Consider the following 26,253-nt stretch of genomic DNA (forward strand, 5'->3'; position numbering starts at 1 on the left):
TGATTTATTATTTTATCCGCCATTCACTGTAGACTTACCGACTTTAGGAGAGAAAATGACACAAAAGAAAATCATTTTAGATTGTGATCCTGGCCATGATGATGCAATGGCAATCCTATTGGCCCTAGGACACCCTGATATCGATATACTGGCTATCACTACTGTTGTGGGTAATCAAACGTTAGAAAAAGTCACTCGTAACGCCTTAGCAATAACAGAATTCGCGGGGGCTAAACACATTCCTATTGCTGCCGGCTGCCATCGCCCATTAGTACGCAAGATCCAAAATGCTCCCGAAGTTCACGGCACAAGTGGATTGGATGGCACGCATCTTCCTGAATCGACGCTTCCTCTTGATCAACGTCATGCCGTGGATCTGATCATTGAAACATTAAAAGCTCATCCACCGACAACGATCACTCTAGTGCCTATTGGTGGCCTAACGAACATTGCACTTGCTGTGAGAAAGGCGCCTGAAATCGTTGAACTCGTCAAAGAAGTTGTTTTGATGGGAGGTGGGTATCATACGGGTAACCGTTCTGCGGTTGCTGAATTTAATATCGCTATCGATCCTGAGGCTGCTCACATTGTGTTTAATGAGCACTGGCCCCTCACTATGGTTGGTTTGGATTTAACACATCAAGCAAGACCAACGGATAAAACCATGGCTGATATTGCCGCACTCAATACGCCAATCAGCCAGTTTGTCGTGGACTCGCTGAACTTCTACACTGCCGGATATCGTCAACGCAGTGGTACCAATCAGCACGCGCCAGTACATGATCTCTGCGCTGTTGCATATGTTATTGATCCCACATTAATTAAAACGCAAAAAGCCCCTGTGAATATTGAACTACAAGGCACATTAACCACCGGCATGACAGTCACTGATTTTCGACACCCACTGCCCAGTGATTGCCATACACAAGTCGCGACACAATTAGATAATGATGGCTTATGGAAATTATTCTTTGAATCCCTAAAACGTTTGTCTCATCAGTAAGTTAGTGCATCGACAAGGGGGAGTTTATATCGCTATCCCCCTTTAAATAATTATTTAGCGATGGCTTTTAGTTTGCTGTAGCGACGAATCAACCGCCATTTTAATTTTACCGTCGTTGCATGAGACCAAATCACGTTCCAATAACCTTTTTCAAAGAACATCCGTGTCATATCACGTTGGATTTCAGGTGACTGAATGGAAAGTAATGCTTGAGTGATGCCGAGGCCTTCTTTACCAACTTGCCACAAGCAGGAAGGGGCTTGTTTGACTTGTTCTGGGTAGCGCTTGTATATGTCGAGTAACATATCAATGATTTTCAAGTAAGTATTAATTTTGCGAACAGAGCGTTCATCCCCTGTCAGGGAATGGGAAACTGATTGGTTATGAATTAAATACTCATAATACTGTTCGTTGATAAATTGAACGCGCTTCGCCACCAGCAAGAGTTCCGTCGTCCAAGGAATATCCTGATGATGTAGCTTAGGTTCAAACGTGAAATTGTGTTGACGGATTAAATCTAAACGATAGAGATTTAACCATGTAACATGCAAAAACTTGCGTGAACTTAGGCCTATTTCTAGCCATTCTGGGCCACTAATTATGCCAGTAGAAGGAACCTTATTAGGCGGGAAAATGGCCTTTGGTGCATCTCCATTGGTATAAATATAAGTGCCATTACAGGTGGCTACATCCAAATCGCCGGCGAGCGCGATTTCCAACAGGCGACCGTACATATTCGGGCTAATTTCATCATCAATGTCAGGAAAAGTGATGTATTGCCCTACGGCTTGAGCCATCCCTGTATTACGAGCCACCGAAACGCCTTGGTTCTCTTGTGTGAGTAATTTAAAGCAGGCGAATTTAGCTTGATACTGGCGTATCACCTCTTCACTGTTATCTGTGGAGCCATCATTAACAACGATCAGCTCCCAATGACTTAAGTTTTGCGCGAGCAAGCTATCAAAAAAATGAGGAAGAAATTTTTCACCATTATAAACGGCAACAACAATACTCAAAACCGGCTGAGAAGACATGTAATAACCTTATTAAACCATTCCATTCGAAAGTGCCTCTATGGGTCACTTTCCGTCATTATTTGACTAAAAGTACAATATCCGACATCAATCTAAACCAGATAAGTTAGATGATTAGAGAGAAAATTGATCAGTAGGTTCCATTGTCATAAAAAATTCATAATTAAAAAGACACGACATTCCGTTTGACCATTTTCATGAATTTTCTCCAAATCAGATTTATTTACCTATCCAAAGATGAACTAATTATCGCAATATCAGCCTAATTAACATTAAATGCATCTTAAATTGGATAATTAAGGATCACTCTGTGGCAGGAAGTAGCTTACTTGCTTTACTCGATGACATTGCAGCTGTATTAGATGATGTCTCCGTCATGACAAAAATGGCCGCGAAAAAAACCTCTGGCGTGTTAGGTGACGATCTCGCGTTAAATGCCCAACAAGTGACGGGGGTACGAGCCGAACGAGAAATCCCTGTTGTATGGGCCGTGGCTAAAGGTTCATTTATCAATAAATTGATATTAGTTCCGCTTGCCTTACTGATTAGTGCATTTATTCCTTGGGCAGTCACACCACTCCTTATGATAGGTGGGGCTTATCTGTGCTTTGAAGGCGCAGAGAAACTGATGCATAAGTATCTGCATTCAAACCAAGACAGGAGCGAAAAAAGAGAACAACAAGCCACAATGTCACCCGAAGAGCTTGCCGCATTTGAAAAGAGTAAAATCAAAGGTGCTGTACGCACTGACTTCGTACTGTCTGCTGAGATTATAGCCATCACACTGGGTATTGTTTCCGCCACAACATTTATGAATCAAGTTATTGTTCTATCCATCATTGCGATTGTTATGACGGTAGGCGTGTATGGGCTAGTTGCGGGTATCGTAAAACTTGATGACCTCGGATTCTACTTGCAGAAAAAAAGGGCAAAATTATTAAGTCAGCTAGGTAAAGGCTTGATTTATGCGACGCCTTATTTGATGAAGACCTTATCCATTGTAGGTACCGCAGCAATGTTTATGGTTGGCGGTGGAATTCTGACTCATGGTATTAGCATTATCTATAATTGGATTGAAGAGTTAGCCTTAGCAGCCTCACTCACTCCAACCATAGGTTCAATCATGCAGTTCATCACGCCGCCTGTTGCAAACCTTATTTTCGGCTTGCTCGTGGGTATTGTCCTCGTCTTACTCATCACGTTAATTAAACAAGCTAAAAATCGTTTAACCGCTTAAAAGTAAAAAAAACCCTATATCTTTGATATAGGGTCGCTATATTAGCAATATTTGTTGCCTACACAAGAACATGAAAGGGGGCTTTCAGTTATCTATCTGCCTATTTTTAATGGCGATTTCTTACTATTTGGTAACGACGCGAAATATATTCTATCGGCGCGCTCCAAATATGAACCAATCGGCAGAATGGGAACAATAAGAACAGTGTCATCCCTAAAACAAGGTGTAATTTAAAGACAATTCCAACACCGTCAAGGTACTGTGAAGCGCCCCAATGGAAAGTCACCACGGATTGTGCCCAGCCAACTAGCTTCAACATTTCACTCCCGTCCATATGTTGAGCAGAGAATGGAATGGTTAACAGACCCAAACAAACTTGTACAACCAATAAAGTTAAGATCATAATGTCGCCAAAAGACGATGTCGCTCTGACACGAGGGTTAGTTAAGCGACGCTTCAAGAGCATCGCTCCGCCCACGAGTACCATGACGCCACATATCCCACCACCCACCATTGCCATTAACTGTTTAATATGCATTGGTAAGAAGGATTCATACATCCAATGGGGCGTTAACATACCGAAAAAGTGCCCCACAAACACACCAATAATCCCTATATGAAACAGATTCGATGCTAAACGCATATTCTTCTTGTCGAGCATCTGGCTAGAACCCGCTCGCCAACTATATTGTCCATAGTCATAACGTAACCAACTACCAACAATAAACACAGTACCGGCGATATAGGGATAAATATCGAAGAAGAATTGATTGATAAAATTCATTTTTGAACTCCCGCATTATGGCCTGCATCAAGATTCAAATATTGAGGAACCACTGCATTCGCAAAACGTTGCTGATGAGCCGTCACTTCACTATTACAGCTTTTTTCATTAGCAAAGAATGTCACTTGCTCCTCTTCCCAAACAGCATCGAGTGCCTCAGGTGTATCATCACGTGCTTCCGATGCTACTTGACCATGTAATTGACTCGTCTCTATCGCGCTATCCGAAAGGGAGAGCAATAAATCAAACAACAGACCAAATCGGCTTTGTCGCTGTTTCAATCTTTCCCCTAATAACGCCAGAATCGGGGCTATATCTTGCAAACCTTCACGTGTTTGCTCTGGTACTAAGATCGTCAGGTATTCTAAATAAATGGGTAAGTAGTCAGGCAACTCACGACTATTTAGCGCTAGACCTTGTTGCTGATACTGCGCCATCAAGTCAACCATGGCTTGGCCTCTATCACGTGACTCGCCATGCACATGTTCAAACAACAGTAAGGATGTGGCTCGCCCCCTATCAAACAATTCACAGTACTGTGCTTGCATATCTAAAAGATCTTCATTGAGATATTCACGAACAAACATCATCAATTGTATAGCCTGCGTAAACGGTAATTCATTTGCCTGTTCTAACGCTTCAATCAGTTCGTCACGATGTTGCCATAACACCTCAGTTGGATAATCAAGTAATCGAGAAATCACTTTTAATGAGATCATAGTGTCTTCTCCTGCGGTGTTTTTGGTGTCACATCTATCGCATCAATTCGGCGGCTGTTGAACAAATTCACTTTATTATCACTACCATGACAACCGTCACCGAAGCTAAAGCCGCATGCTTTTGCTTCAGGGAACGCTTCACGTGCTAACTCACGGTGACTCGATGGGATCACAAAGCGATCTTCATAGTTCGCTATCGCCAAATAACGATACATTTCTTGTGCCTGTGCTTCCGTTAATCCAACTTGTTCTAACGCACTGGTATCACACTGATTTTCGACCGTTTCGGCTCGTTTGTAATGTCGCATCGCCAACATACGTTTAAGCGCCAATAAAACAGGCTCAACATCCCCCGCCGTTAACAAATTGGCAAGGTACTGAACTGGGATACGTAAGCTTTCAACATCTGGCAATACGCCATTGCTCGCTAACATCCCGGCATCTGCAACGGATTGAATGGGTGATAAAGGCGGCACATACCATACCATTGGTAAAGTTCGGTACTCAGGATGTAATGGCAAAGCAAGTTTCCATTCCATAGCCATTTTATACACGGGAGATCTCTGAGCGGCATCGATCACGCTCAAAGGGATCCCTTGCTTTTGCGCTTCTTCAATCACCTTCGGATCATGTGGATTAAGGAAAATATCCCGTTGACTTTGATACAAATCCGTTTCTTTTTCTGTACTTGCCGCGGCTTCAATTTTATCCGCATCATAAAGCAGCACACCTAAATAGCGGATACGTCCAACGCAAGTTTCAGAACACACAGTTGGCATACCTGATTCGATACGTGGATAACAGAAAATACATTTTTCTGACTTACCACTCTTCCAGTTGAAATAGATTTTCTTATATGGACAGCCCGTTAAACACATCCGCCAGCCACGACATTTGTCTTGGTCGATCAAAACAATGCCGTCTTCTGAGCGTTTATAAATAGCCCCACTCGGGCAGGTTGCAACACAGGCTGGATTCAAACAGTGTTCACATAAACGAGGCAAATACATCATGAAGGTATTTTCAAATTGCCCGTACATCTCTTTTTGTATATTGTCGAAGTTCTTGTCATGCGCACGTTGACTAAACTCACCACCAAGATCATCTTCCCAGTTTGGCCCCATATTCACATTGCTCATACGCTGCCCAGTAATTAATGAGCGCGGACGAGCCGTGGGGATATGTTGACCCTCTTTGGCATTTTTTAGATGGCTATAGTCATAATCGAACGGCTCATAATAATCATCAAGAGCAGGTACATCTGGGTTTGCAAAAATCTTAGAGAGCACCCCGACTCGATTCCCCATTCGAGGAATTAATTTGCCTTTGATATTACGGATCCAGCCCCCTTTCCATTTATCCTGATCTTCCCAATTATGGGGGTAACCGATACCTGGCTTAGTTTCAACGTTATTAAACCAAGCATATTCAACACCTTCACGGCTAGTCCACACATTTTTACAGGTCACTGAACAAGTATGGCAGCCAATACATTTGTCGAGATTCAATACCATGCCGACTTGAGAACGAATTTTCATTATGCTTTCTCCTTTCCGCTCAGTGTCTGCTGATAGCCATCTTGCTCACCATCAAGCCAGTCAACCTGCTTCATTTTGCGCACTACCACGAACTCATCACGGTTAGAACCCACAGTACCGTAATAATTAAAGCTATAGGCCAGATGCCCATACCCACCAATCATATGAGTCGGTTTAGGGCAGACACGGGTTACAGAATTATGGATCCCCCCGCGTTGCGCAGTGATTTCTGATCCAGGTAGATTGATCAGTCTCTCTTGAGCGTGGTACATCATGATCATGCCATCAGGAATACGCTGACTGACAACAGCTTTAGCGGTTAACGCACCATTACTGTTGAAAGCTTCAACCCAATCATTGTCTTTAATCCCTAATTGACGAGCATCTTCCTCACTTAGCCACACAATAGGTCCGCCTCGACCCAGCGTTAACATCAACAAATTATCGCTATAAGTTGAATGGATCCCCCATTTTTGGTGCGGTGTTAAAAAGTTCAGCGCTTTTTCTGGGAAACCATTCGGTTTTTTTCCCATTAGAGGTTGAGCTGCACGCGTATCAATCGGTGGACGATAGACCACAAGACTTTCACCAAAGGCTCTCATCCATTCATGGTCTTGATACAATTGCTGACGGCCACTTAAAGTACGCCAAGGGATCATTTCGTGAACGTTGGTATAACACGCATTGTAAGACACATGCTCATCTTCCAAACCAGACCATGTTGGACTAGAAATGATCTTACGTGGCTGTGCGACAATATCGCGGAAACGGATTTTTTCATCTTCTTTATAGCGGGCCAAGTGAGTATGGTCACGTCCAGTCACTTTTCCTAACGCATCCCATGCTTTAACGGCAACCTGACCATTCGTTTCTGGAGCTAAAGTTAGGATCACTTCAGCGGCATCAATTGCCGTGTCGATCTTCGGCCGCCCTTGATTAGCCCCGCTTGGTTGAGTTTTATTCAGTTTTTTCAGGAAATCGACTTCATCTTGTGTATTCCAACTGATCCCTTTACCACCATTACCCAGTTTATCCATTAGAGGGCCTAATGATGTGTAACGTGCATAAATAGATGGATAATCACGTTCGACCATCATAAGATGCGGCGCGGTTTTTCCTGGGATCAACTCACATTGACCTTTTTTCCAGTCACGCACATCAAAAGGTTGTCCCATTTCAGCGGCGCTATCGTGTTGAATAGGCAATGTCACAATATCGGTTTCTTTGCCTAAATGACCAACACACACCTCAGAGAATGCTTTAGCAATCCCTTTATAGATCTCCCAGTCACTCTTAGATTCCCAAGCGGGATCAACTGCTGCGGATAATGGATGAATAAAAGGATGCATATCCGAGGTATTCATATCATCTTTTTCATACCACGTAGCTGTTGGTAACACGACATCCGAGAATAAACAGGTACTAGACATTCTAAAATCTAGCGTGACCACTAAGTCGACTTTCCCTTCCGCTGCTTGATCAACCCATTCAACTTCTTCTGGCTTCACGCCACCTTGCTGCCCTAAATCAAGCCCTTGAATACCATTTTCAGTACCTAATAAATATTTCAATAAATATTCATGCCCTTTACCGGCAGAGCCTAAAAGATTAGAGCGCCAAATAAATAAGTTACGCGGGAAGTTTTGTGGATTATCAGGCTGCTCGGCAGCAAAACGAATGTTCCCTGCTTTAAGCTGCTTCACGGTATAATCCACCGCCGACAATCCCTCTTGTTCAGCTTTTTTCGCGATAGTGATCGGGTTAATACCTAATTGTGGGGCAGAGGGTAACCATCCCATACGCTCCGCACGCACATTCAAATCAATCAGGCTGCCACTAAACGCTTTTTTATCCGCGAGTGGTGATAATAGCTCTTCGGTACTAACCGTTTCATAACGCCATTGGCTAGAGTGATTGTAGAAAAATGAGGTACTATTCATATGGCGAGGTGGGCGCTGCCAATCTAAACCAAAGGCAAGAGGTAACCAACCTGTTTGTGGGCGTAATTTTTCTTGGCCGACATAATGAGACCAACCACCGCCGCTTTGCCCAATACAACCACAAAATACCAACATGTTGATAATCGCTCGATAGGTCATATCCATGTGATACCAGTGATTGATACCCGCTCCAACAATCACCATTGAACGGCCATGGGTTTTTTCGGCTGTTTCTGCAAATTCACGCGCTATACGGATGATATTTTGGCGACTCACGCCTGTCACCTTCTCCGCCCAAGCAGGTGAATATGCTTTCATATCATCGTAATCGACTGCACAATTTTCATCACCAAAGCCACGGTCAATACCATAGTTAGCAAGCAGTAAATCATAAACGCTGGTGACCAATACTTCTTTACCATCTGCAAGTTGAATACGTTTGGCAGGCAATTTATGCAGCAGGATGTCTTTCAGTTCAACATGTTGAAAATATTCGCTTTCTAAGCCACCAAAGTACGGAAAACCAACCTCAACTATCTCGTCATAGGTCTCAGAAAGGCTCAGTTGCATTTTAAACTCAGCCCCATCCTTCGCATTACGAGGTTCAAGATTCCATTTGCGACTTTCATCCCAACGAAAGCCCATCGAACCTTGTGGTACGCACAGTTTTCCTGTTGCTTCATCAATCGCGATCGTTTTCCACTCAGCGTTTTTTTCTTCGCCTAAAGACCCCACTAAATCCGCTGCACGCAACATTCTACCACCAGCATAGCTCCCATCTTCACGCTCATCCAACATCACTAACATTGGCATATCGGTGTAAGTTCGGACATATTCACGGAAGTATTCAGCTTGACGGTCCACATGGAATTCTTTCAGGATGACATGGCCCATCGCCATCGCCATTGCACTGTCAGTACCCTGTTTAGGGTTCAACCAGTGGTCACATAATTTAGCGATCTCAGCATAGTCTGGGGTAACGGCGACAGTTTTTGTGCCCTTATAGCGCACTTCAGCAAAGAAATGGGCGTCTGGTGTCCGTGTTTGAGGTACGTTAGAACCCCATGCAATGATGTAAGAGGAGTTATACCAATCTGCTGACTCTGGAACATCGGTCTGTTCACCCCAAGTCATCGGAGACGCTGGAGGTAAATCACAATACCAGTCATAAAAACTCAGGCAAGCACCACCAATTAACGATAAATACCTCGCCCCTGATGCATAAGAAACCATCGACATCGCTGGTATAGGTGAAAAACCAATAATACGGTCGGGGCCAAACTCCTTAATCGTGGTTACATTAGCGGCGGCAATCAGTTCATTCACCTCTTGCCAGCTTGAACGAACAAAACCACCACGTCCGCGCGCTTGCTTATAGCTTTTAGCTTTTTGCGGATCATTAATAATAGAAGACCAAGCCGCGACTGGATCCTGATGTTCCGCTTTCGCTTCACGCCATAACTTTAATAGACGTTTGCGCACCATCGGGTATTTCACACGATTAGCACTATACAGATACCATGAGTAACTTGCCCCACGAGGGCACCCTCTTGGCTCATGATCAGGCAAATCAGGTCGTGTACGCGGGTAATCTGTCTGTTGAGTTTCCCATGTTACCAAGCCATTTTTAACATATATCTTCCAACTGCATGACCCTGTACAGTTAACACCATGCGTGGAACGCACGACTTTATCGTGCTGCCAACGGCTACGGTAACCATTTTCCCAATCGCGGTTAACATTCAGCTCTTGTCCATGATCACCTGAAAATGTTTCGCCAAGTTGCTTAAAATAACGAAATCGGTCTAAAAATTTGCTCATTCGGATTGCCTCCAAAGAGACGCCGGCAGGCGCCGTACATTGCTAAAATCGTCTTTATTGATTGTTATTATTTGTGTTTACGTCCATAAACTAACCATGTGATGAACACACAGGAGACATAAAACACGAAGAAAACTTTCATCGCACCGGCAGGTGAACCCGTCAGTGTTAAAGAAGTCCCAAAAGCCTTAGGAATAAAAAAGCCACCAATCGCGCCAATGGCTGAAATGAAACCTAATGCAGCAGCACTTTCTGTCACGGCTTGTTTTTGAGCCTCTTCTTCTGTTGCTCCTAGCGCGTATGCGCGGTCAATGGTTAATTTACGAAACACAACCGCGATCATTTGAAAAGTCGAACCGCTACCCAACCCTGCCGTCAAAAACAGCACCATAAACACAGCATAAAATGCGATAAACGACCCACCTTGGCCTTGTTCAGGCAAGGTGAAAAACAGCAATCCCGAAAAAATCGCCATTATAATAAAGTTGATAATAGTGACTTTTACGCCACCGAAACGATCGGACAACATGCCCCCCGCTGGACGAGCAAGCGCACCAAGTAAAGGGCCAAAGAAAGCAAATTGTAAGATGACGACATCAGGGAATTGCGTCTTAGAAAGCATCGCAAAACCGGCTGAAAAACCGATAAAAGAACCAAAGGTTGCGAGATAGAGAAAACTGAGTATCCAGAGATGGCAACGTTTTAATACAGGAAGCTGAGCCTTTAACGATGCGCGGTTCGCGGCTAAGTCGTTCATGCCAAACCAAGCCATGACGGTGAAAAACAGCAGAAAAGGCACCCAGATCCATGCTGCATTTTCTAACCATAATACCGAGCCATCTGCCTGTGGTGTACCTGTTCCCCCCATAAAGGAGAACACGCCGATCCCAACAATAAAAGGAGCCACTAGCTGCATGACACTAACCCCTAAATTACCGAGGCCACCATTAAGTCCAAGAGCGCCACCTTGGCGGGCTTTAGGAAAGAAAAAGCTAATATTTGCCATGCTAGAAGCAAAATTTGCCCCAGCAAAACCACATAGCAGTGAAATAATGACGAAAACGCTATAAGGTGTAGCCGGATTTTGAACCGCAAATCCTAACCAAATACAAGGAATAACAAGAAAAATAGTACTGATTGCAGTCCAACGACGACCACCAAAAATAGGTATTACAAATGAATAAGGCACACGTAAAAGAGCACCGGAAACGGAAGGAAGCGCTGTTAATAAAAATAATTGGTCTGTAGTGAAATTAAAACCGACTTTATTTAGATTAACGGCAACTGCACTAAATAACATCCATACGCAAAAAGCGAGTAATAAACAAGGAATCGAAATCCATAAATTTCGATTGGCAATTCGCTGTCCTGTTTTCTGCCAAAACTGAGTATCTTCAGGATGCCAATCCTGAATAATTGCACCTGACTGTTTTGTCTGTGTATTAACATTTTCTTGTTGAGACATAACTCACCCCAATAAATCGCATTTCTGAGGTCAGTTTGTGTCCATTTAGCATCCATCAGACTGATCTAAATCAAGAGACACTCAAGTTAAATTTTGCACACTATATAAACACCCCCCTAGAGAGGTATTAGAGGTATATTTAGTTAACTCTATCAATATTAAAGATAAAAATAGATTTATATAAATTACTTTTATCCAGATATTTGCGCTATTCTATAGAAAGGAAATTTAGAGTTAACCCTGAAGTGGTATATGTAAATTGACGCAATCTCTGAACAATATAATCATTATGAAAAGTAGATTGCGAGGTTATTTTGAAGGAAGTGAATATGCCGGCATTTCATCGTCGATTTTCGATCATCAACCAAGTTATTGGGCTGATGCTACTTATTGCCGTGCTGGGTATTATTGGCATGACGATTTCAAATCGTATGATTATTAGTGTACAAGGCAATGCGCATGCGATTAATAAATCAGGTTCGCTTCGCATGCAAAGTTACCGCTTACTCTCTTTAATTCCCTTAAATAATCACTCTGAAGAATACCTTAACGCTCTAGAAAATGATTTATCTAGCCCAGAATTAACACAAGTCATCAAATCTGAAGATTTAACCACTCAGTTTTCAGAATTATATGACTTTTGGCTACACACTTTGCGTCCCGCCCTAAATAAAGCGCTCACTCCCAATGATGCTCGATATGAGGTCATTGCCTTTGTTAATATGCTTGATGAGCTTGTTCATAATATCGATGAAAAAACAGAAAGAAAAATCGCTTATGTGGCGATGACACAAATGATCTTTATTGGCTTAGTCTTTTTATTATTAATGGCCACTATTTGGCACTTGAGACGCAAAATTTATTATCCATGGATGAAGCTACTCACAATGGCGAATGCGATTGGACAAAAAGATTTTAGCCAACGCTATCCAAATAACAATAAACAAGATGAATTGAATGCATTAGGGCTGACATTAAACCAAATGTCAGATGAATTAGCACAAAGCTATCATCAACTTGAACAGAGAGTTACCGAAAAAACAGCAGACTTACGTAATAAAAACCAAGTACTGTCTTACCTTTACCAATCAAACCAAATACTTCATTCCGCAGAACCTCTCGACATTCGACTAGGCAGAGTACTCAGTGAACTTAAAGATATCACAATATTAAAAAATTTGAGTTTAAGGCTCTATGAAGATAGCAATGAAACCTATTTTCATGAAATTTGCAGCTCATCAAACAGCGCTCACTCTGAAGATATATTGTCTAATCCAAAAGATAACCTCTATCATCCTAAGACGTTATCATGGGAGCTCTCTGATAATATTCACCGCTATGGTGTCATCGTGGCCGAAATTGAAGCAAATGAGGCGCTTTCTGACGAACAGAATAATTTAGTTCTCATGCTCGTAAAACAAATATCAGGCATGCTAGCGATGGAACATCAAATTGAACAACAGCAGCAGCTATTAATAATGGATGAACGCTCTGCTATTGCAAGAGAACTACATGATTCGATAGCGCAATCACTTTCTTGTCTAAAAATGCAAATTAGCTATCTACAAATGCAGCCAGAGTCGCTACCTGAAAAACATCAACAATTGCTGAGTGAAATGCGAAATGAAATTAATACCGCATACAGCCAGCTTAGAGAATTATTAACGACATTCCGATTAAAGCTCACTGAACCTGGGCTACTCCCATCATTAGAAAATACCATCAATGAATTTAGCCAAAAAATGGGCTTCCCTGTTTTATTAAATTACCACCTGCCAGCGAAGAGTATTTCACCACACCAATCTATTCATATTATACAGATAATCCGAGAAGCACTGAGTAATATTCTTAAGCACGCTCATGCAAACTGGGCACAAGTCACCCTTCAACAAGATTCGGGAATTGTCACGATTTCAATCGAAGATAATGGTGAAGGAATAGGCCCTACACCCGATAAACAAAACCATTACGGTTTAATTATTATGAGAGAGAGGGCACTTAGCCTTAATGGTAAATGTGACATAATTCCGAGAGCACAAGGTGGAACAATCGTTAAAGTCACATTCTCTTTACCTGTAGCTTAATTATTTTGGAGTAACGCAATTCATGGAAAATACAAACACAACAAGCGAAAAATCAACGATTTTACTCATTGATGACCACCCGATGTTAAGAAATGGCGTCAAACAATTAATTAGCCTAGAACCCTCATTATGTGTAGTTGGTGAGGCAGGTGATGGAGCCACAGGAATAAAAATCGCTGAAGAACAAGATCCAGACCTTATTCTTCTCGACTTAAATATGCCAGGCATGAATGGATTTGAAACCCTTGATGAGCTGAGAAAACGCGAATTATCAGGTAGAATTATTCTTTTTACTGTATCTAATTATGGTGAAGACCTCGTAAGTGCCTTAAAACGCGGTGCAGATGGCTACCTGCTAAAAGATATGGAACCCGAAGAGTTAATCGTGGCGCTTAAAGAAGCCGCGAGTGGTAAAATGGTAGTGAGCCCTGCATTAACATCTGTATTAGCGGAATCCCTCAGAGATAATCGTCCACAAACTGAAAATAATCTACTGTCGTTAACCCCCCGAGAAACGAATATACTAGACCTTATTTCACAAGGCCTCTCAAACAAAATGATCGCACGTAAACTCGATATTGCTGAAAGTACTGTCAAAGTTCACGTAAAACATTTACTCAAAAAATTAAATCTCAAATCACGTGTTGAGGCTGCGGTATGGGTACTTCAGCAAAAATAGTGAGTATCAACACACAACAACCAAACACTGCATATTTAATTTCACAGGAATTCCTAGACGCATATAACAACTATGCGACTAGGATTCTATCAATCAATTAAAAGGCTCAAATCTACAAGCCATACGCATTAAACTATAATATGATCATCAGTCCCACAATTTACTCAATATCTAAGACTAACTAATGGAAGAAAATATCATTCTTGTTGATGAGCAAGATACCCCTATAGGCAGTATGCCGAAGTTATTAGCGCATCAACTGGGTAAATTACACCGCGCATTTTCAGTTTTTATTTTCAATGCTAAAGGTGAACTACTCATTCAGCAACGTGCCGCTCATAAATACCATTCAGCAGGACAGTGGGCAAATAGTTGTTGTAGTCACCCTCATCCAAAAGAAGAAACACTGGCAGCAGCGAAACGTCGATTAATGGAAGAACTTGGATTTACCACAGATATTTCTCCGGTTGGACATTTTATTTACCATGCCCAAGTCACTGGCGATTTAATTGAACATGAGTATGACCACCTATTCGTTGGTCAATATGACGGCATTGTTAAACCTAACCCAAATGAAGTTTCTGCGATCCGCTGGATCTTACCTTCTGACTTACAACAAGAGATAAAAACTAACCCAGAGCATTTCACTCCATGGTTTAAATTGATTATCAATCAATATCCATTGCTTAAATTTAATTAATCCATCGCTAGCGTCAGATATACCATTTCAATCAATAATAACTGACAAGTCATCAATTCATAATGAGTCATTCTGCTTTCTCATGAAATTAACATCTCATTCTAGGATGAGTAAGCTGTGGTTTACGCCTTTTCACTACGGCTCATTCATAATATCAGTATTACCGTTAGCCCTTACCAACTCACTTGTACAACCCACCGAATCACAATACCAAGTCGTTCTACGCCATTGTTGACCCGTTCCATTTTTGCCATAGCTTAGCCAATATTCATTACGCCTCAAATACAGAATGTTTTACATTATTAGTGAGCAGTTGTGTTGAATAGCCTCTACTTCTCCCCTGACAATCTCGTAAGCTAATGCCTATAAACGACGAAGGAATATTTAGCATGGGCGAATGACTGGATAGAAAGATGGCAGGAAGGAGTGAGACTCGATGCTGTAGCGAATGATAAATAGCAATTCAATAGCAGTAAAATGTAAGCGGCCAATCATCACTCATGCAACTCTACACCTATATCTCGTATGCGAACCAGCCCTCATAAAGGATGCGTGACTCGTTTATCGCTAACCGATATAGCAAGTAGGAATGGCATAAGATCAATAAACTGAATGACTTTTACTTTATGAGTTGATTTTATTGATATTATTAGTTGTCTTATTTTAATAAAAGATGAAGAAAAAACGATTTAAACGACTGATTCATGCTTTACTCAATAAATATTCGTCTCCTTCTATTATGGTCAGAATAATAAAAAACCATCCTTAACAAGAATGAGCTAAAGGTCGTCAATGACCTCTACCGCTATTTGACTCTCCCCTAACAGCCTCTGAGGCCAGAGCTTATAAGCTAGCGAGTTATTTACCTATAAGTTGATGAGATGGATATCGAGTACTCAGTATGATAAAGCGATCTAAACCATGATGTTATTTAGATACCGATTGCGATTCATAAAAATAAACACCAGTCATCCTATAAAATGGTCTCAACCATGAAAATAAGTCGAATAGTGAGCCATCCCTTTATCTCTACTTAATGTATTGGCTATCAATATGCGGTTCGCTAGTGCAGGATTGGCAAGAAAGTGCCGTGGATGGGGTTGGTGGTGACAGTAAGGCAGAAGGATGATAAAACGGTATCACATCCCCCAAACGCAAAAAAGCCACCCATCGGGTGGCTTTCTCACTAATTTGATGTCTGGCAGTTCCCTACTCTCACATGGGGAGACCCCACACTACCATCGGCGCTACGGCGTTTCACTGCTGAGTTCGGCATGGGGTCAGGTGGGACCACCGCGCTATTGCCGCCAGACAAATTCGGTTTTTGTTCCCGTCGGCTTGCACCAACCAGAACAGCAATCTTGAACAAGCTAATTTCTCGCACTCTGTGTGCGCTTCACAACGTTCTCTCTAAAACACCTTCGGTGTTGTCAGGTTAAGCCTCACGGTTCATTAGTACTGGTTAGCTCAACGTATCGCTACGCTTACACACCCAGCCTATCAACGTCTTAGTCTTAAACGTTCCTTTAGGACCCTTAAAGAGTCAGGGAAGACTCATCTCAAGGCAAGTTTCCCGCTTAGATGCTTTCAGCGGTTATCTCTTCCGCACTTAGCTACCGGGCAGTGCCATTGGCATGACAACCCGAACACCAGTGGTGCGTCCACTCCGGTCCTCTCGTACTAGGAGCAGCCCCTTTCAATCTTCCAACGCCCACGGCAGATAGGGACCGAACTGTCTCACGACGTTCTAAACCCAGCTCGCGTACCACTTTAAATGGCGAACAGCCATACCCTTGGGACCTACTTCAGCCCCAGGATGTGATGAGCCGACATCGAGGTGCCAAACACCGCCGTCGATATGAACTCTTGGGCGGTATCAGCCTGTTATCCCCGGAGTACCTTTTATCCGTTGAGCGATGGCCCTTCCATTCAGAACCACCGGATCACTAAGACCTACTTTCGTACCTGCTCGAGCCGTCACTCTCGCAGTCAAGCTGGCTTATGCCTTTGCACTAACCGCATGATGTCCGACCATGCTTAGCCAACCTTCGTGCTCCTCCGTTACTCTTTGGGAGGAGACCGCCCCAGTCAAACTACCCACCAGACACTGTCCGCACCCCAGATGATGGGGCCACGTTAGAACATCAAACATTAAAGGGTGGTATTTCAAGGTTGGCTCCATGCAGACTGGCGTCCACACTTCAAAGCCTCCCACCTATCCTACACATCAAGGCTCAATGTTCAGTGTCAAGCTATAGTAAAGGTTCACGGGGTCTTTCCGTCTTGCCGCGGGTACACTGCATCTTCACAGCGAGTTCAATTTCACTGAGTCTCGGGTGGAGACAGCCTGGCCATCATTACGCCATTCGTGCAGGTCGGAACTTACCCGACAAGGAATTTCGCTACCTTAGGACCGTTATAGTTACGGCCGCCGTTTACTGGGGCTTCGATCAAGAGCTTCTCCTTACGGATAACCCCATCAATTAACCTTCCAGCACCGGGCAGGCGTCACACCGTATACGTCCACTTTCGTGTTTGCACAGTGCTGTGTTTTTAATAAACAGTTGCAGCCAGCTGGTATCTGCGACTGGCTTCAGCTCCATCCGCGAGGGACTTCACCTAGCGCCAGCGTGCCTTCTCCCGAAGTTACGGCACCATTTTGCCTAGTTCCTTCACCCGAGTTCTCTCAAGCGCCTGAGTATTCTCTACCTGACCACCTGTGTCGGTTTGGGGTACGATTAATGATAATCTAGAGCTTAGAGGCTTTTCCTGGAAGCGGGGCATGAGCTACTTCGCCACCGTAGTGACTCGTCATCAGACCTCAGCATGTAGTGAACCGGATTTGCCTAATTCACCTGCCTACATCCTTAAACCGGGACAACCGTCGCCCGGCCAGCCTAGCCTTCTCCGTCCCCCCATCGCAATTATCACCAGTACAGGAATATTAACCTGTTTCCCATCGACTACGCATTTCTGCCTCGCCTTAGGGGTCGACTCACCCTGCCCCGATTAACGTTGGACAGGAACCCTTGGTCTTCCGGCGTGCGGGTTTTTCACCCGCATTATCGTTACTTATGTCAGCATTCGCACTTCTGATACCTCCAGCATGCCTCACAGCACACCTTCACAGGCTTACAGAACGCTCCCCTACCCAACAACATCTAAATGTCGCTGCCGCAGCTTCGGTGCATGGTTTAGCCCCGTTACATCTTCCGCGCAGGCCGACTCGACCAGTGAGCTATTACGCTTTCTTTAAATGATGGCTGCTTCTAAGCCAACATCCTGGCTGTCTGAGCCTTCCCACTTCGTTTCCCACTTAACCATAACTTTGGGACCTTAGCTGGCGGTCTGGGTTGTTTCCCTCTTCACGACGAACGTTAGCACCCGCCGTGTGTCTCCCGTGATAACATTCTTCGGTATTCGTAGTTTGCATCGGGTTGGTAAGTCGGGATGACCCCCTAGCCGAAACAGTGCTCTACCCCCGAAGATGAGTTCACGAGGCGCTACCTAAATAGCTTTCGGGGAGAACCAGCTATCTCCCGGTTTGATTGGCCTTTCACCCCCAGCCACAAGTCATCCGCTAATTTTTCAACATTAGTCGGTTCGGTCCTCCAGTTAGTGTTACCCAACCTTCAACCTGCCCATGGCTAGATCACCGGGTTTCGGGTCTATACCCTGCAACTTATTCGCCCAGTTAAGACTCGGTTTCCCTACGGCTCCCCTATACGGTTAACCTTGCTACAGAATATAAGTCGCTGACCCATTATACAAAAGGTACGCAGTCACACCTAAAAGGTGCTCCCACTGCTTGTACGTACACGGTTTCAGGTTCTATTTCACTCCCCTCGCCGGGGTTCTTTTCGCCTTTCCCTCACGGTACTGGTTCACTATCGGTCAATCAGGAGTATTTAGCCTTGGAGGATGGTCCCCCCATATTCAGACAGGATAACACGTGTCCCGCCCTACTCGTCGAGTTCACAACACCAACACCTTCGGATACGGGGCTATCACCCTTTACTGCCGGACTTTCCAGACCGTTCTCCTGATGCTGATGCTGATTAAGACTCTGGGCTGCTCCCCGTTCGCTCGCCGCTACTAGGGGAATCTCGGTTGATTTCTTTTCCTCGAGGTACTGAGATGTTTCAGTTCCCTCGGTTCGCCTCGTTTGACTATGGATTCATCAAACGATAGTGCAACGAATTGCACTGGGTTTCCCCATTCGGACATCGTCGGTTATAGCGGTTCATATCACCTTACCGACGCTTTTCGCAGATTAGCACGTCCTTCATCGCCTCTGATTGCCTAGGCATCCACCGTGTACGCTTAGTCGCTTAACCTCACAACCCGAAGGTGTCTTTTCGTGTCGTTCTGACCGGTAATGGCTGCGCGTGGTGAACTTCTGCGTTGGGCAGTGCTCGCAATGCTCACGTACCCATGTACGCTGCGCTGACTGCGCTCCTACGCCGCGAATTTCACACTGCTCGCTCATGCCACTCGTTTGAATGACCGAAAACTTCAGGTTTGAAATTTTGAGAGACTCTCACATTGTTTAAGCGATAAACAATGTGCGTTGTTTCAATTTTCAGCTTGTTCCAGATTGTTAAAGAGCATAATTATTCGCAATAGACTATAACTAATCTATTCTGAATAATTCAAAAGTATTATGGTGGAGCTAAGCGGGATCGAACCGCTGACCTCCTGCGTGCAAGGCAGGCGCTCTCCCAGCTGAGCTATAGCCCCATAACAGGTTTAACAGTATCGTCTTTTCTTTAATCAAGAAATTAAAAGCCAAATCGAATTTAGACAAGGCATAACTTGGCGACGTTTACGCGGGTAAACGAGCTAAGTTATAACGCAGTATTAATTCGATTTTGGTAGGCCTGAGTGGACTTGAACCACCGACCTCACCCTTATCAGGGGTGCGCTCTAACCACCTGAGCTACAAGCCTATTGATACCGTTGACTCTATTTCATCAGACAATCTGTGTGAACACTTCACAAGAACACTTCAATGGTAAGGAGGTGATCCAACCGCAGGTTCCCCTACGGTTACCTTGTTACGACTTCACCCCAGTCATGGATCACAAAGTGGTAAGCGCCCTCCCGAAGGTTAAGCTACCTACTTCTTTTGCAACCCACTCCCATGGTGTGACGGGCGGTGTGTACAAGGCCCGGGAACGTATTCACCGTAGCATTCTGATCTACGATTACTAGCGATTCCGACTTCATGGAGTCGAGTTGCAGACTCCAATCCGGACTACGACGTACTTTATGAGTTCCGCTTGCTCTCGCGAGGTCGCTTCTCTTTGTATACGCCATTGTAGCACGTGTGTAGCCCTACTCGTAAGGGCCATGATGACTTGACGTCATCCCCACCTTCCTCCGGTTTATCACCGGCAGTCTCCTTTGAGTTCCCGACCGAATCGCTGGCAACAAAGGATAAGGGTTGCGCTCGTTGCGGGACTTAACCCAACATTTCACAACACGAGCTGACGACAGCCATGCAGCACCTGTCTCAGAGTTCCCGAAGGCACTAAAGCATCTCTGCTAAATTCTCTGGATGTCAAGAGTAGGTAAGGTTCTTCGCGTTGCATCGAATTAAACCACATGCTCCACCGCTTGTGCGGGCCCCCGTCAATTCATTTGAGTTTTAACCTTGCGGCCGTACTCCCCAGGCGGTCGATTTAACGCGTTAGCTCCGGAAGCCACACCTCAAGGGCACAACCTCCAAATCGACATCGTTTACAGCGTGGACTACCAGGGTATCTAATCCTGTTTGCTCCCCACGCTTTCGCACCTGAGCGTCAGTCTTTGTCCAGGGGGCCGCCTTCGCCACCGGTATTCCTCCACATCTCTACGCATTTCACCGCTACACATGGAATTCTACCCCCCTCTACAAGACTCTAGCTGACCAGTCTTAGATGCCATTCCCAGGTTAAGCCCGGGGATTTCACATCTAACTTAATCAACCGCCTGCGTGCGCTTTACGCCCAGTAATTCCGATTAACGCTTGCACCCTCCGTATTACCGCGGCTGCTGGCACGGAGTTAGCCGGTGCTTCTTCTGTCGGTAACGTCAATCGTTGATGATATTAGCATCAACGCCTTCCTCCCGACTGAAAGTACTTTACAACCCTAGGGCCTTCTTCATACACGCGGCATGGCTGCATCAGGCTTGCGCCCATTGTGCAATATTCCCCACTGCTGCCTCCCGTAGGAGTCTGGGCCGTGTCTCAGTCCCAGTGTGGCTGATCATCCTCTCAGACCAGCTAGGGATCGTCGCCTAGGTGAGCCATTACCCCACCTACTAGCTAATCCCATATGGGTTCATCCGATAGCGCAAGGCCCGAAGGTCCCCTGCTTTGCTCCTTAGAGATTATGCGGTATTAGCCACCGTTTCCAGTAGTTATCCCCCTCTATCGGGCAGATCCCCATACATTACTCACCCGTCCGCCGCTCGTCAGCGAGAAGCAAGCTTCCCCTGTTACCGCTCGACTTGCATGTGTTAGGCCTGCCGCCAGCGTTCAATCTGAGCCATGATCAAACTCTTCAATTAAAAGTAGTCTGATGCTCAAAGAATTAAACTGTTTATCAATTCGCTTCTGTTCGGCTAACTTTGTCGGCTTCGCTCCGCTTTCCTCGCCGTACCTCAGTACTGTCTCGGAAATGCTCACTCGCCTTCGCGTTATCCTTCCACAATCGAATTGCACATTGTTAGTTCATATATGAATTAACGTGTTAGTCACTCTTCAAGACTTAAAATCAAATATTTTTTTGATAGTGTCCTGTGAGTGCCCACACAGATTGTCTGATAAATTGTTAAAGAGCGTTGCGACTTTATCTTTCGATATTAACCGTTTAGGTTGTTGTCGCGAGGTGTCGTATACTACGTTTTTCTGTCAGAAAGTCAAGTGATTATTTTCAACTTTTTCTCTCTTTTTCACCTCAGTCATCACGAGGGTTTCTTTTTCAACCTGACCACCGAAGCGGTTTGTCGTGACAACGGATGCGCATTATAGGGAGTCAGAAAATTCTAGCAAGTGTTTTTTAAACTTTTTATTTCAACCGATGAAACATTAGACAAATCGCTTAAAATCATCACTTATTGCTAAAAATATGTACTACAAGCGTTCAAATTCTTGAGTAAATTGACTGACCTTTTCCCAATCTGTGTATTCGATCTCTGTATTGGGGTCAGTAGGGCCATCGGTCATCTTCATAATAAAGCGAATCATTGTCTTATCAAACCAACCATACTTGGGATACATCAAAGCGCCAGCAAATACAGATTTTAATGTCGGCTTCCAAAGACTTTTCTCTAAAAACTTACGCGTATAGGCATTTGTCTCTGGGGTATCTTTTCCTTCTTTTCTTGCGGTGAGGTTTACACCAAAGAAAGCCGTTTTCATCACATTCAATTGCTGTTGATGCATATTAACAAACCGTACAAGTGATTTGTTAAAATGGCCATAGCGAATAGATGCCCCAACCAACACCTTCTCATAGGACGCTATATTGATATTCTTTTCAGTATTTAAATCACGAATATCACATTGATGCCCTAAGCTTCTTAATTGTTCAGCTATTTTTAAAACAATTTTTTTCGTTTGCCCATCAGTACTTGAATGCAAAAGTAAATAACTCATTCTTAATCCTAATATGGCTAATCACGCCAAAATGTTGGTGTGAATAACACTAATAATGTAAAGACTTCAAGACGACCAAATAACATGGTCACAACTAGTATCCACTTCCCAGTGGGGTTCATTGAGGTAAAGTTATCTGCAACGGTTCCAAGTCCGGGCCCTAAGTTATTTAACGTTGTTGCTATAGCAGAAAAAGCAGAAAACTCATCAACACCCGTCGCGATTAACAGAAGTAGACTCACTACAAATACCAATGCATAAGCAGAAAAGAATCCCCAAACAGCTTCAATGATCCTCTCAGGTAATGCTCTTTGGCCTAATTTTATGGTATAAACCGCATTAGGATGGACCAACCTTTTTAACTCTCGGGAACCTTGCAAAAACAGTAATAAAATACGGATAACCTTTAACCCCCCCCCCGTCGATCCAGCACAGCCACCCACAAATGCCGCACATAATAGAAGCATGGGTAAAAATAAAGGCCATCCTGCAAAGCTATCAGTTGTAAAGCCTGCCGTTGTAGCCATTGAGACAACTTGGAAAAAAGCTTGATCAAGTGTCTGTCCGAAAGAACCATAGACTGAATGATAGAGTAAAACCAATGTACAAATAATAACGAGCACTAACTGAAAGCTAATAAATGTTTTAAATTCAGGATCACGCCAATAGATCCCTAAGCTACGTCCAGTTAATACCGCAAAATGTAAACCGAAATTACAACCCGATATCAGCAAGAAAATTGCAATAATGGTATTGATAGCAGGACTATTAAAATAGCCGACACTTGCATCATGAGTTGAGAAGCCGCCAATCGCTATTGTTGAAAAACTATGGGAAATCGCATCAAAAACATCCATTCCAGCGATCCACAGTGCGATTGCACAAATAATGGTCAGTAAGACATAAATCAGCCAAAGTGTTTTCGCGGTTTCCGCAATACGAGGACGCATCTTATTATCTTTCAGTGGCCCCGGCATTTCAGCTCGATAAAGCTGCATTCCCCCAACCCCCAATAATGGGAGAATAGCCACAGCGAGTACAATGATCCCCATGCCGCCAAGCCATTGTAACATTTGTCGATAAAATAAAATCGCTTTAGGCAGCGTATCTAAGCCTGTTAACGTTGTTGCACCCGTTGTCGTTAATCCAGAAAAAGACTCAAAGAAAGCATCCGTTATTGAGAGATTTGGCTTCTCAGAGAAAATAAAGGGTAATGCCCCTACGCTACCAAGAACTGTCCAAAATAATACTACGATTAAGAAACCTTCTTTTGCTTTAAGTTCATGTTTGCTATTACGGGTAGGGATCCACAAAAGCAGACCGATCACTAAAGCCGCAACAAAAGTTTGACTAAATGCTCGTCCAGCGCCATCACGATAAATTAACGCAACAATACCAGGAACAACCATGGTAAAAGAGAAAATAATGACGAGTAGCCCGACAATACGGGTTATTGCACGAAAATGCATTCGGCAGGTTCCTTGCTAACCAATTAACGATTCAGATTCCGGTATAAGCTCTAAAGCTCCGCGACTCATATCGCGTAATTTATCATTGACTTCGTGTTCTAAGGTAGCAGGAATTGCAATTCGCAAGAAAACTGTTTCATTGTATTCGCTATGCACAATCATACCATTCACTTGCGCAACCAACTGCTCGACCGTATTAATAAATGAATAATCACAAACGAGATGAAAAAATTTTTGGGGTACTTTCGTCTGTGTTGGTAATAACTTAAGTGCCTGTTGAGCTCCGTTACCGTAAGCTTTAACTAAACCCCCTGTGCCTAACTTAATCCCACCAAAATAACGCACAACGACGCAAGTAACCTCACCTAAATGACTTCCAAGTAATTGTGCCATTATTGGCTTTCCTGCCGTACCAGTCGGCTCGCCATCGTCAGAAAAACCAAGCTGCTGGGAGTCATCGGGACGCCCAGCAACAAATGCCCAGCAATGGTGCCGAGCATCTGGGTATTGTGCTTTAATCGATTGAATATAATCTTTTGCAGCATCAATACCATCGGTATGTGCAAGATAGGTAATAAAACGGCTTTTCTTAATTTCTTCTGTATAAGAAATAGATTCAGCCGGTATTAAATAAGCTTTCATTACGGTAATTGCAAATCTCGCGTCATATTTTCAACTCGATTATGGTGAATGATAATGTTGTCTTCAATACGAATACCACCATATGGCTTGAATTGTTCAATCTTTTCCCAATTAAAATATTGATTAAACTCGCTAGAACGCCAAGATGATAACAAGGATTCAATAAAATATAAGCCTGGCTCAATGGTTACGACCATTCTCGGTTCAAGTACACGAGTGCAACGCAAGAATGGGTACATTTTCGGTGCGGCAAGTAATGTTCCCTCTTCATCTTGCATAAAGCCAGCAGCATCATGGACTTGTAGCCCTAAAGGATGACCTAAGCCATGAGGTAAAAATGGCGTAGTGAGCCCTTTTTCCACCATAACTTCTTCACTTACCCCTTTAATTATTGAATGTTTTTTCAATAACTTGGCAATTCTATGATGCATATCGACATGATAATCCGTATAACGAACACCCGCTTTAATCGTGTCGATGAGTGATAACTGCTCTTTATTTAAATCAGCAACGAGTGCAGCGAAGTCACTTTTGCCTTTTGCTGCATAAGTGCGTGTGATATCTGCGGCATAGCCATTATATTCTGCACCCGCGTCGATCAAAAAGCTTCTAATCTCACTCGGCGCTTGTTGCTGTAATTTGGTGTAATGCAATACAGCCGCATTTTCATTCAGCGCAACAATATTACCGTAAGGAACATCGGTATCACGATGGCCTGTCGCCTGTAAGTAGCTAATATTGATATCAAACTCACTCATACCCGCTTGAAAAGCTTCAAATGCCGATAAATGGCCGTTTACCGCCATTTTCTGAGCTTCACGCATGCAGTACATCTCATAATCCGTTTTATATGAGCGGTGAAAATGGTAAAAATCAATAACAGGTTTTGGGTTAATGTTTTGTAAGCGAATACCTAATGATTCTGCTCTTTCTTTAGCAGAACCAATATATGCCATATTATCCTTAGAAAGATTCGCTAAAAATTGGCTAATATCGTCAGCATTTTTTAAATGAATAAGTTCAACTTCTTTTGTCCAGAAACTATTCGGTAGCGGTTCAACACTGTGCCAATAATCAACAGGTGAATAAAACCATAATTTAGGTTTATTTACGCCATCAACTAATAACCACGAATGTGGGACATCCGTTACAGGTACCCATGCTTTAAAGTGAGGATTGACTTTAAAGGGGTAATCACTGTCATCAAGGAAGATACGTAGAGGTTCACCAGAATGAATCAGTATGGCGTCTAGCTTGCTGCGCTGTAAGACTTGCTGAGTTGTTGTTTGCAAAGTTTTAATATGTTCAGCGTAGAGTGCAGTCAGTTTTTCCATTTCATTCAACCTTTCAGCTTTATTTAGAAAATGAAAGCTTAGCACGTTCTTTAATTTACTGGTATGCAGTCTAAACAGAAAACCCTTTAATTAATTGATTGGTAAATAAAATACTATTTTCATCAACCTGTATTCCTACTGTTTGCTGTGATCAACATT

General features: G+C 43.5%; 15 protein-coding genes, 2 tRNA genes and 3 rRNA genes. 5 read left to right on the forward strand and 15 right to left on the reverse strand.

The genetic code is table 11. The annotated features are described in order from the left end of the window. The first annotated feature begins 55 nt into the window (after positions 1-55). The gene (locus O7C57_RS17380; RefSeq protein WP_269723380.1) at positions 56-1,003 is read left to right on the forward strand and encodes a nucleoside hydrolase; all 948 of its coding nucleotides are present in this window, start codon (positions 56-58) and stop codon (positions 1,001-1,003) included. Between the two features lie 50 nt (positions 1,004-1,053). Here the strand turns inward: O7C57_RS17380 and O7C57_RS17385 are convergent, their stop codons facing one another. Next, the gene (locus O7C57_RS17385; protein WP_154624925.1) at positions 1,054-2,037 is read right to left on the reverse strand and encodes a glycosyltransferase; all 984 of its coding nucleotides are present in this window, start codon (positions 2,035-2,037) and stop codon (positions 1,054-1,056) included. Positions 2,038-2,347: 310 nt separating this feature from the next. On the opposite strand from O7C57_RS17385, the gene O7C57_RS17390 reads away from it, so the two are divergent. Beyond that, a complete protein-coding gene (locus tag O7C57_RS17390; protein WP_163860656.1) occupies positions 2,348-3,274 on the forward strand; it encodes a DUF808 domain-containing protein in 927 nt (308 codons plus the stop codon). A gap of 106 nt (positions 3,275-3,380) precedes the next feature. On the opposite strand, the gene narI is transcribed toward O7C57_RS17390, so the two are convergent. The 5 genes from narI to O7C57_RS17415 form a co-directional block, all read right to left on the reverse strand. Next, complete coding sequence (gene narI, locus O7C57_RS17395; protein ID WP_154624926.1) at positions 3,381-4,058, reverse strand: respiratory nitrate reductase subunit gamma; 678 nt, start codon at positions 4,056-4,058, stop codon at positions 3,381-3,383. Continuing rightward, a complete protein-coding gene (narJ, locus tag O7C57_RS17400; protein ID WP_269723381.1) occupies positions 4,055-4,777 on the reverse strand; it encodes a nitrate reductase molybdenum cofactor assembly chaperone in 723 nt (240 codons plus the stop codon). Before narJ ends, narI begins: the two co-directional genes overlap by 4 nt. Next, a complete protein-coding gene (gene narH / locus O7C57_RS17405) occupies positions 4,774-6,315 on the reverse strand; it encodes a nitrate reductase subunit beta (RefSeq protein WP_247047325.1) in 1,542 nt (513 codons plus the stop codon). The genes narJ and narH overlap by 4 nt, the downstream gene beginning before the upstream one ends. Beyond that, entirely contained in the window at positions 6,315-10,076 is a 3,762-nt protein-coding gene (locus tag O7C57_RS17410; RefSeq protein WP_269723382.1) for a nitrate reductase subunit alpha, read from the reverse strand. The genes narH and O7C57_RS17410 overlap by 1 nt, the downstream gene beginning before the upstream one ends. Positions 10,077-10,143: 67 nt before the next feature. Then, the gene (locus O7C57_RS17415) at positions 10,144-11,541 is read right to left on the reverse strand and encodes a NarK family nitrate/nitrite MFS transporter (RefSeq protein WP_154624930.1); all 1,398 of its coding nucleotides are present in this window, start codon (positions 11,539-11,541) and stop codon (positions 10,144-10,146) included. 329 nt (positions 11,542-11,870) lie between these two features. Between O7C57_RS17415 and narX the strand changes: the two genes are divergently transcribed. The 3 genes from narX (at position 11,871) to idi (ending at position 15,004) form a co-directional block, all read left to right on the forward strand. Further along, entirely contained in the window at positions 11,871-13,625 is a 1,755-nt protein-coding gene (gene narX / locus O7C57_RS17420; protein ID WP_269723383.1) for a nitrate/nitrite two-component system sensor histidine kinase NarX, read from the forward strand. Between the two features lie 22 nt (positions 13,626-13,647). After that, entirely contained in the window at positions 13,648-14,304 is a 657-nt protein-coding gene (gene narL, locus O7C57_RS17425; RefSeq protein WP_154624932.1) for a two-component system response regulator NarL, read from the forward strand. A gap of 184 nt (positions 14,305-14,488) precedes the next feature. Then, positions 14,489-15,004: an isopentenyl-diphosphate Delta-isomerase gene (gene idi, locus O7C57_RS17430; protein WP_154624933.1), complete on the forward strand. Its 516-nt coding sequence runs from the start codon at positions 14,489-14,491 to the stop codon at positions 15,002-15,004. A gap of 1,196 nt (positions 15,005-16,200) precedes the next feature. Here the strand turns inward: idi and rrf are convergent. The 9 genes from rrf to pepQ all read right to left on the reverse strand — a co-directional run bounded on the left by rrf (position 16,201) and on the right by pepQ (position 26,094). Then, a 5S ribosomal RNA gene (gene rrf / locus O7C57_RS17435) occupies positions 16,201-16,316 on the reverse strand. 119 nt (positions 16,317-16,435) lie between these two features. Beyond that, positions 16,436-19,341: ribosomal RNA gene (locus O7C57_RS17440) — 23S ribosomal RNA — on the reverse strand. 327 nt (positions 19,342-19,668) lie between these two features. Next, positions 19,669-19,744, reverse strand: a tRNA-Ala gene (locus O7C57_RS17445). A 132-nt stretch (positions 19,745-19,876) separates the two neighbouring features. Further along, positions 19,877-19,953: transfer RNA gene (locus O7C57_RS17450), tRNA-Ile, on the reverse strand. A 66-nt stretch (positions 19,954-20,019) separates the two neighbouring features. Beyond that, a 16S ribosomal RNA gene (locus O7C57_RS17455) occupies positions 20,020-21,559 on the reverse strand. The 16S, 23S and 5S rRNA genes sit together here with 2 tRNA genes alongside, the layout of an rRNA operon. Before the next feature lie 565 nt (positions 21,560-22,124). Then, on the reverse strand, positions 22,125-22,649 hold the full coding sequence (gene hemG / locus O7C57_RS17460) for a menaquinone-dependent protoporphyrinogen IX dehydrogenase (protein WP_154624680.1): 525 nt from the start codon (positions 22,647-22,649) through the stop codon (positions 22,125-22,127). 17 nt (positions 22,650-22,666) lie between these two features. Continuing rightward, a complete protein-coding gene (trkH, locus tag O7C57_RS17465) occupies positions 22,667-24,118 on the reverse strand; it encodes a Trk system potassium transporter TrkH (protein ID WP_163860650.1) in 1,452 nt (483 codons plus the stop codon). Between the two features lie 15 nt (positions 24,119-24,133). Beyond that, positions 24,134-24,760: an IMPACT family protein gene (locus tag O7C57_RS17470; protein ID WP_154624678.1), complete on the reverse strand. Its 627-nt coding sequence runs from the start codon at positions 24,758-24,760 to the stop codon at positions 24,134-24,136. Then, positions 24,760-26,094 (reverse strand): Xaa-Pro dipeptidase, encoded by a 1,335-nt coding sequence (gene pepQ / locus O7C57_RS17475; RefSeq protein ID WP_163860649.1) that lies wholly within the window; start codon positions 26,092-26,094, stop codon positions 24,760-24,762. The genes O7C57_RS17470 and pepQ overlap by 1 nt, the downstream gene beginning before the upstream one ends. Between the last annotated feature and the right edge of the window lie 159 nt (positions 26,095-26,253).

This window comes from Providencia sp. 21OH12SH02B-Prov (assembly GCF_027362595.1).
GTDB lineage: Bacteria > Pseudomonadota > Gammaproteobacteria > Enterobacterales > Enterobacteriaceae > Providencia > Providencia zhejiangensis.

Excerpts from the sequence above, each read along its gene's own strand:
- narX (WP_269723383.1), top strand. The coding sequence starts at position 11,871 with ATGCCGGCATTTCATCGTCGATTTTCGATCATCAACCAAGTTATTGGG.
- narI (WP_154624926.1), bottom strand. The coding sequence starts at position 4,058 with ATGAATTTTATCAATCAATTCTTCTTCGATATTTATCCCTATATCGCC.
- O7C57_RS17415 (WP_154624930.1), bottom strand. The coding sequence starts at position 11,541 with ATGTCTCAACAAGAAAATGTTAATACACAGACAAAACAGTCAGGTGCA.
- O7C57_RS17470 (WP_154624678.1), bottom strand. The coding sequence starts at position 24,760 with ATGAAAGCTTATTTAATACCGGCTGAATCTATTTCTTATACAGAAGAA.
- pepQ (WP_163860649.1), bottom strand. The coding sequence starts at position 26,094 with ATGGAAAAACTGACTGCACTCTACGCTGAACATATTAAAACTTTGCAA.
- narJ (WP_269723381.1), bottom strand. The coding sequence starts at position 4,777 with ATGATCTCATTAAAAGTGATTTCTCGATTACTTGATTATCCAACTGAG.
- hemG (WP_154624680.1), bottom strand. The coding sequence starts at position 22,649 with ATGAGTTATTTACTTTTGCATTCAAGTACTGATGGGCAAACGAAAAAA.
- narH (WP_247047325.1), bottom strand. The coding sequence starts at position 6,315 with ATGAAAATTCGTTCTCAAGTCGGCATGGTATTGAATCTCGACAAATGT.
- O7C57_RS17410 (WP_269723382.1), bottom strand. The coding sequence starts at position 10,076 with ATGAGCAAATTTTTAGACCGATTTCGTTATTTTAAGCAACTTGGCGAA.
- narL (WP_154624932.1), top strand. The coding sequence starts at position 13,648 with ATGGAAAATACAAACACAACAAGCGAAAAATCAACGATTTTACTCATT.
- O7C57_RS17385 (WP_154624925.1), bottom strand. The coding sequence starts at position 2,037 with ATGTCTTCTCAGCCGGTTTTGAGTATTGTTGTTGCCGTTTATAATGGT.
- O7C57_RS17380 (WP_269723380.1), top strand. The coding sequence starts at position 56 with ATGACACAAAAGAAAATCATTTTAGATTGTGATCCTGGCCATGATGAT.
- idi (WP_154624933.1), top strand. The coding sequence starts at position 14,489 with ATGGAAGAAAATATCATTCTTGTTGATGAGCAAGATACCCCTATAGGC.
- trkH (WP_163860650.1), bottom strand. The coding sequence starts at position 24,118 with ATGCATTTTCGTGCAATAACCCGTATTGTCGGGCTACTCGTCATTATT.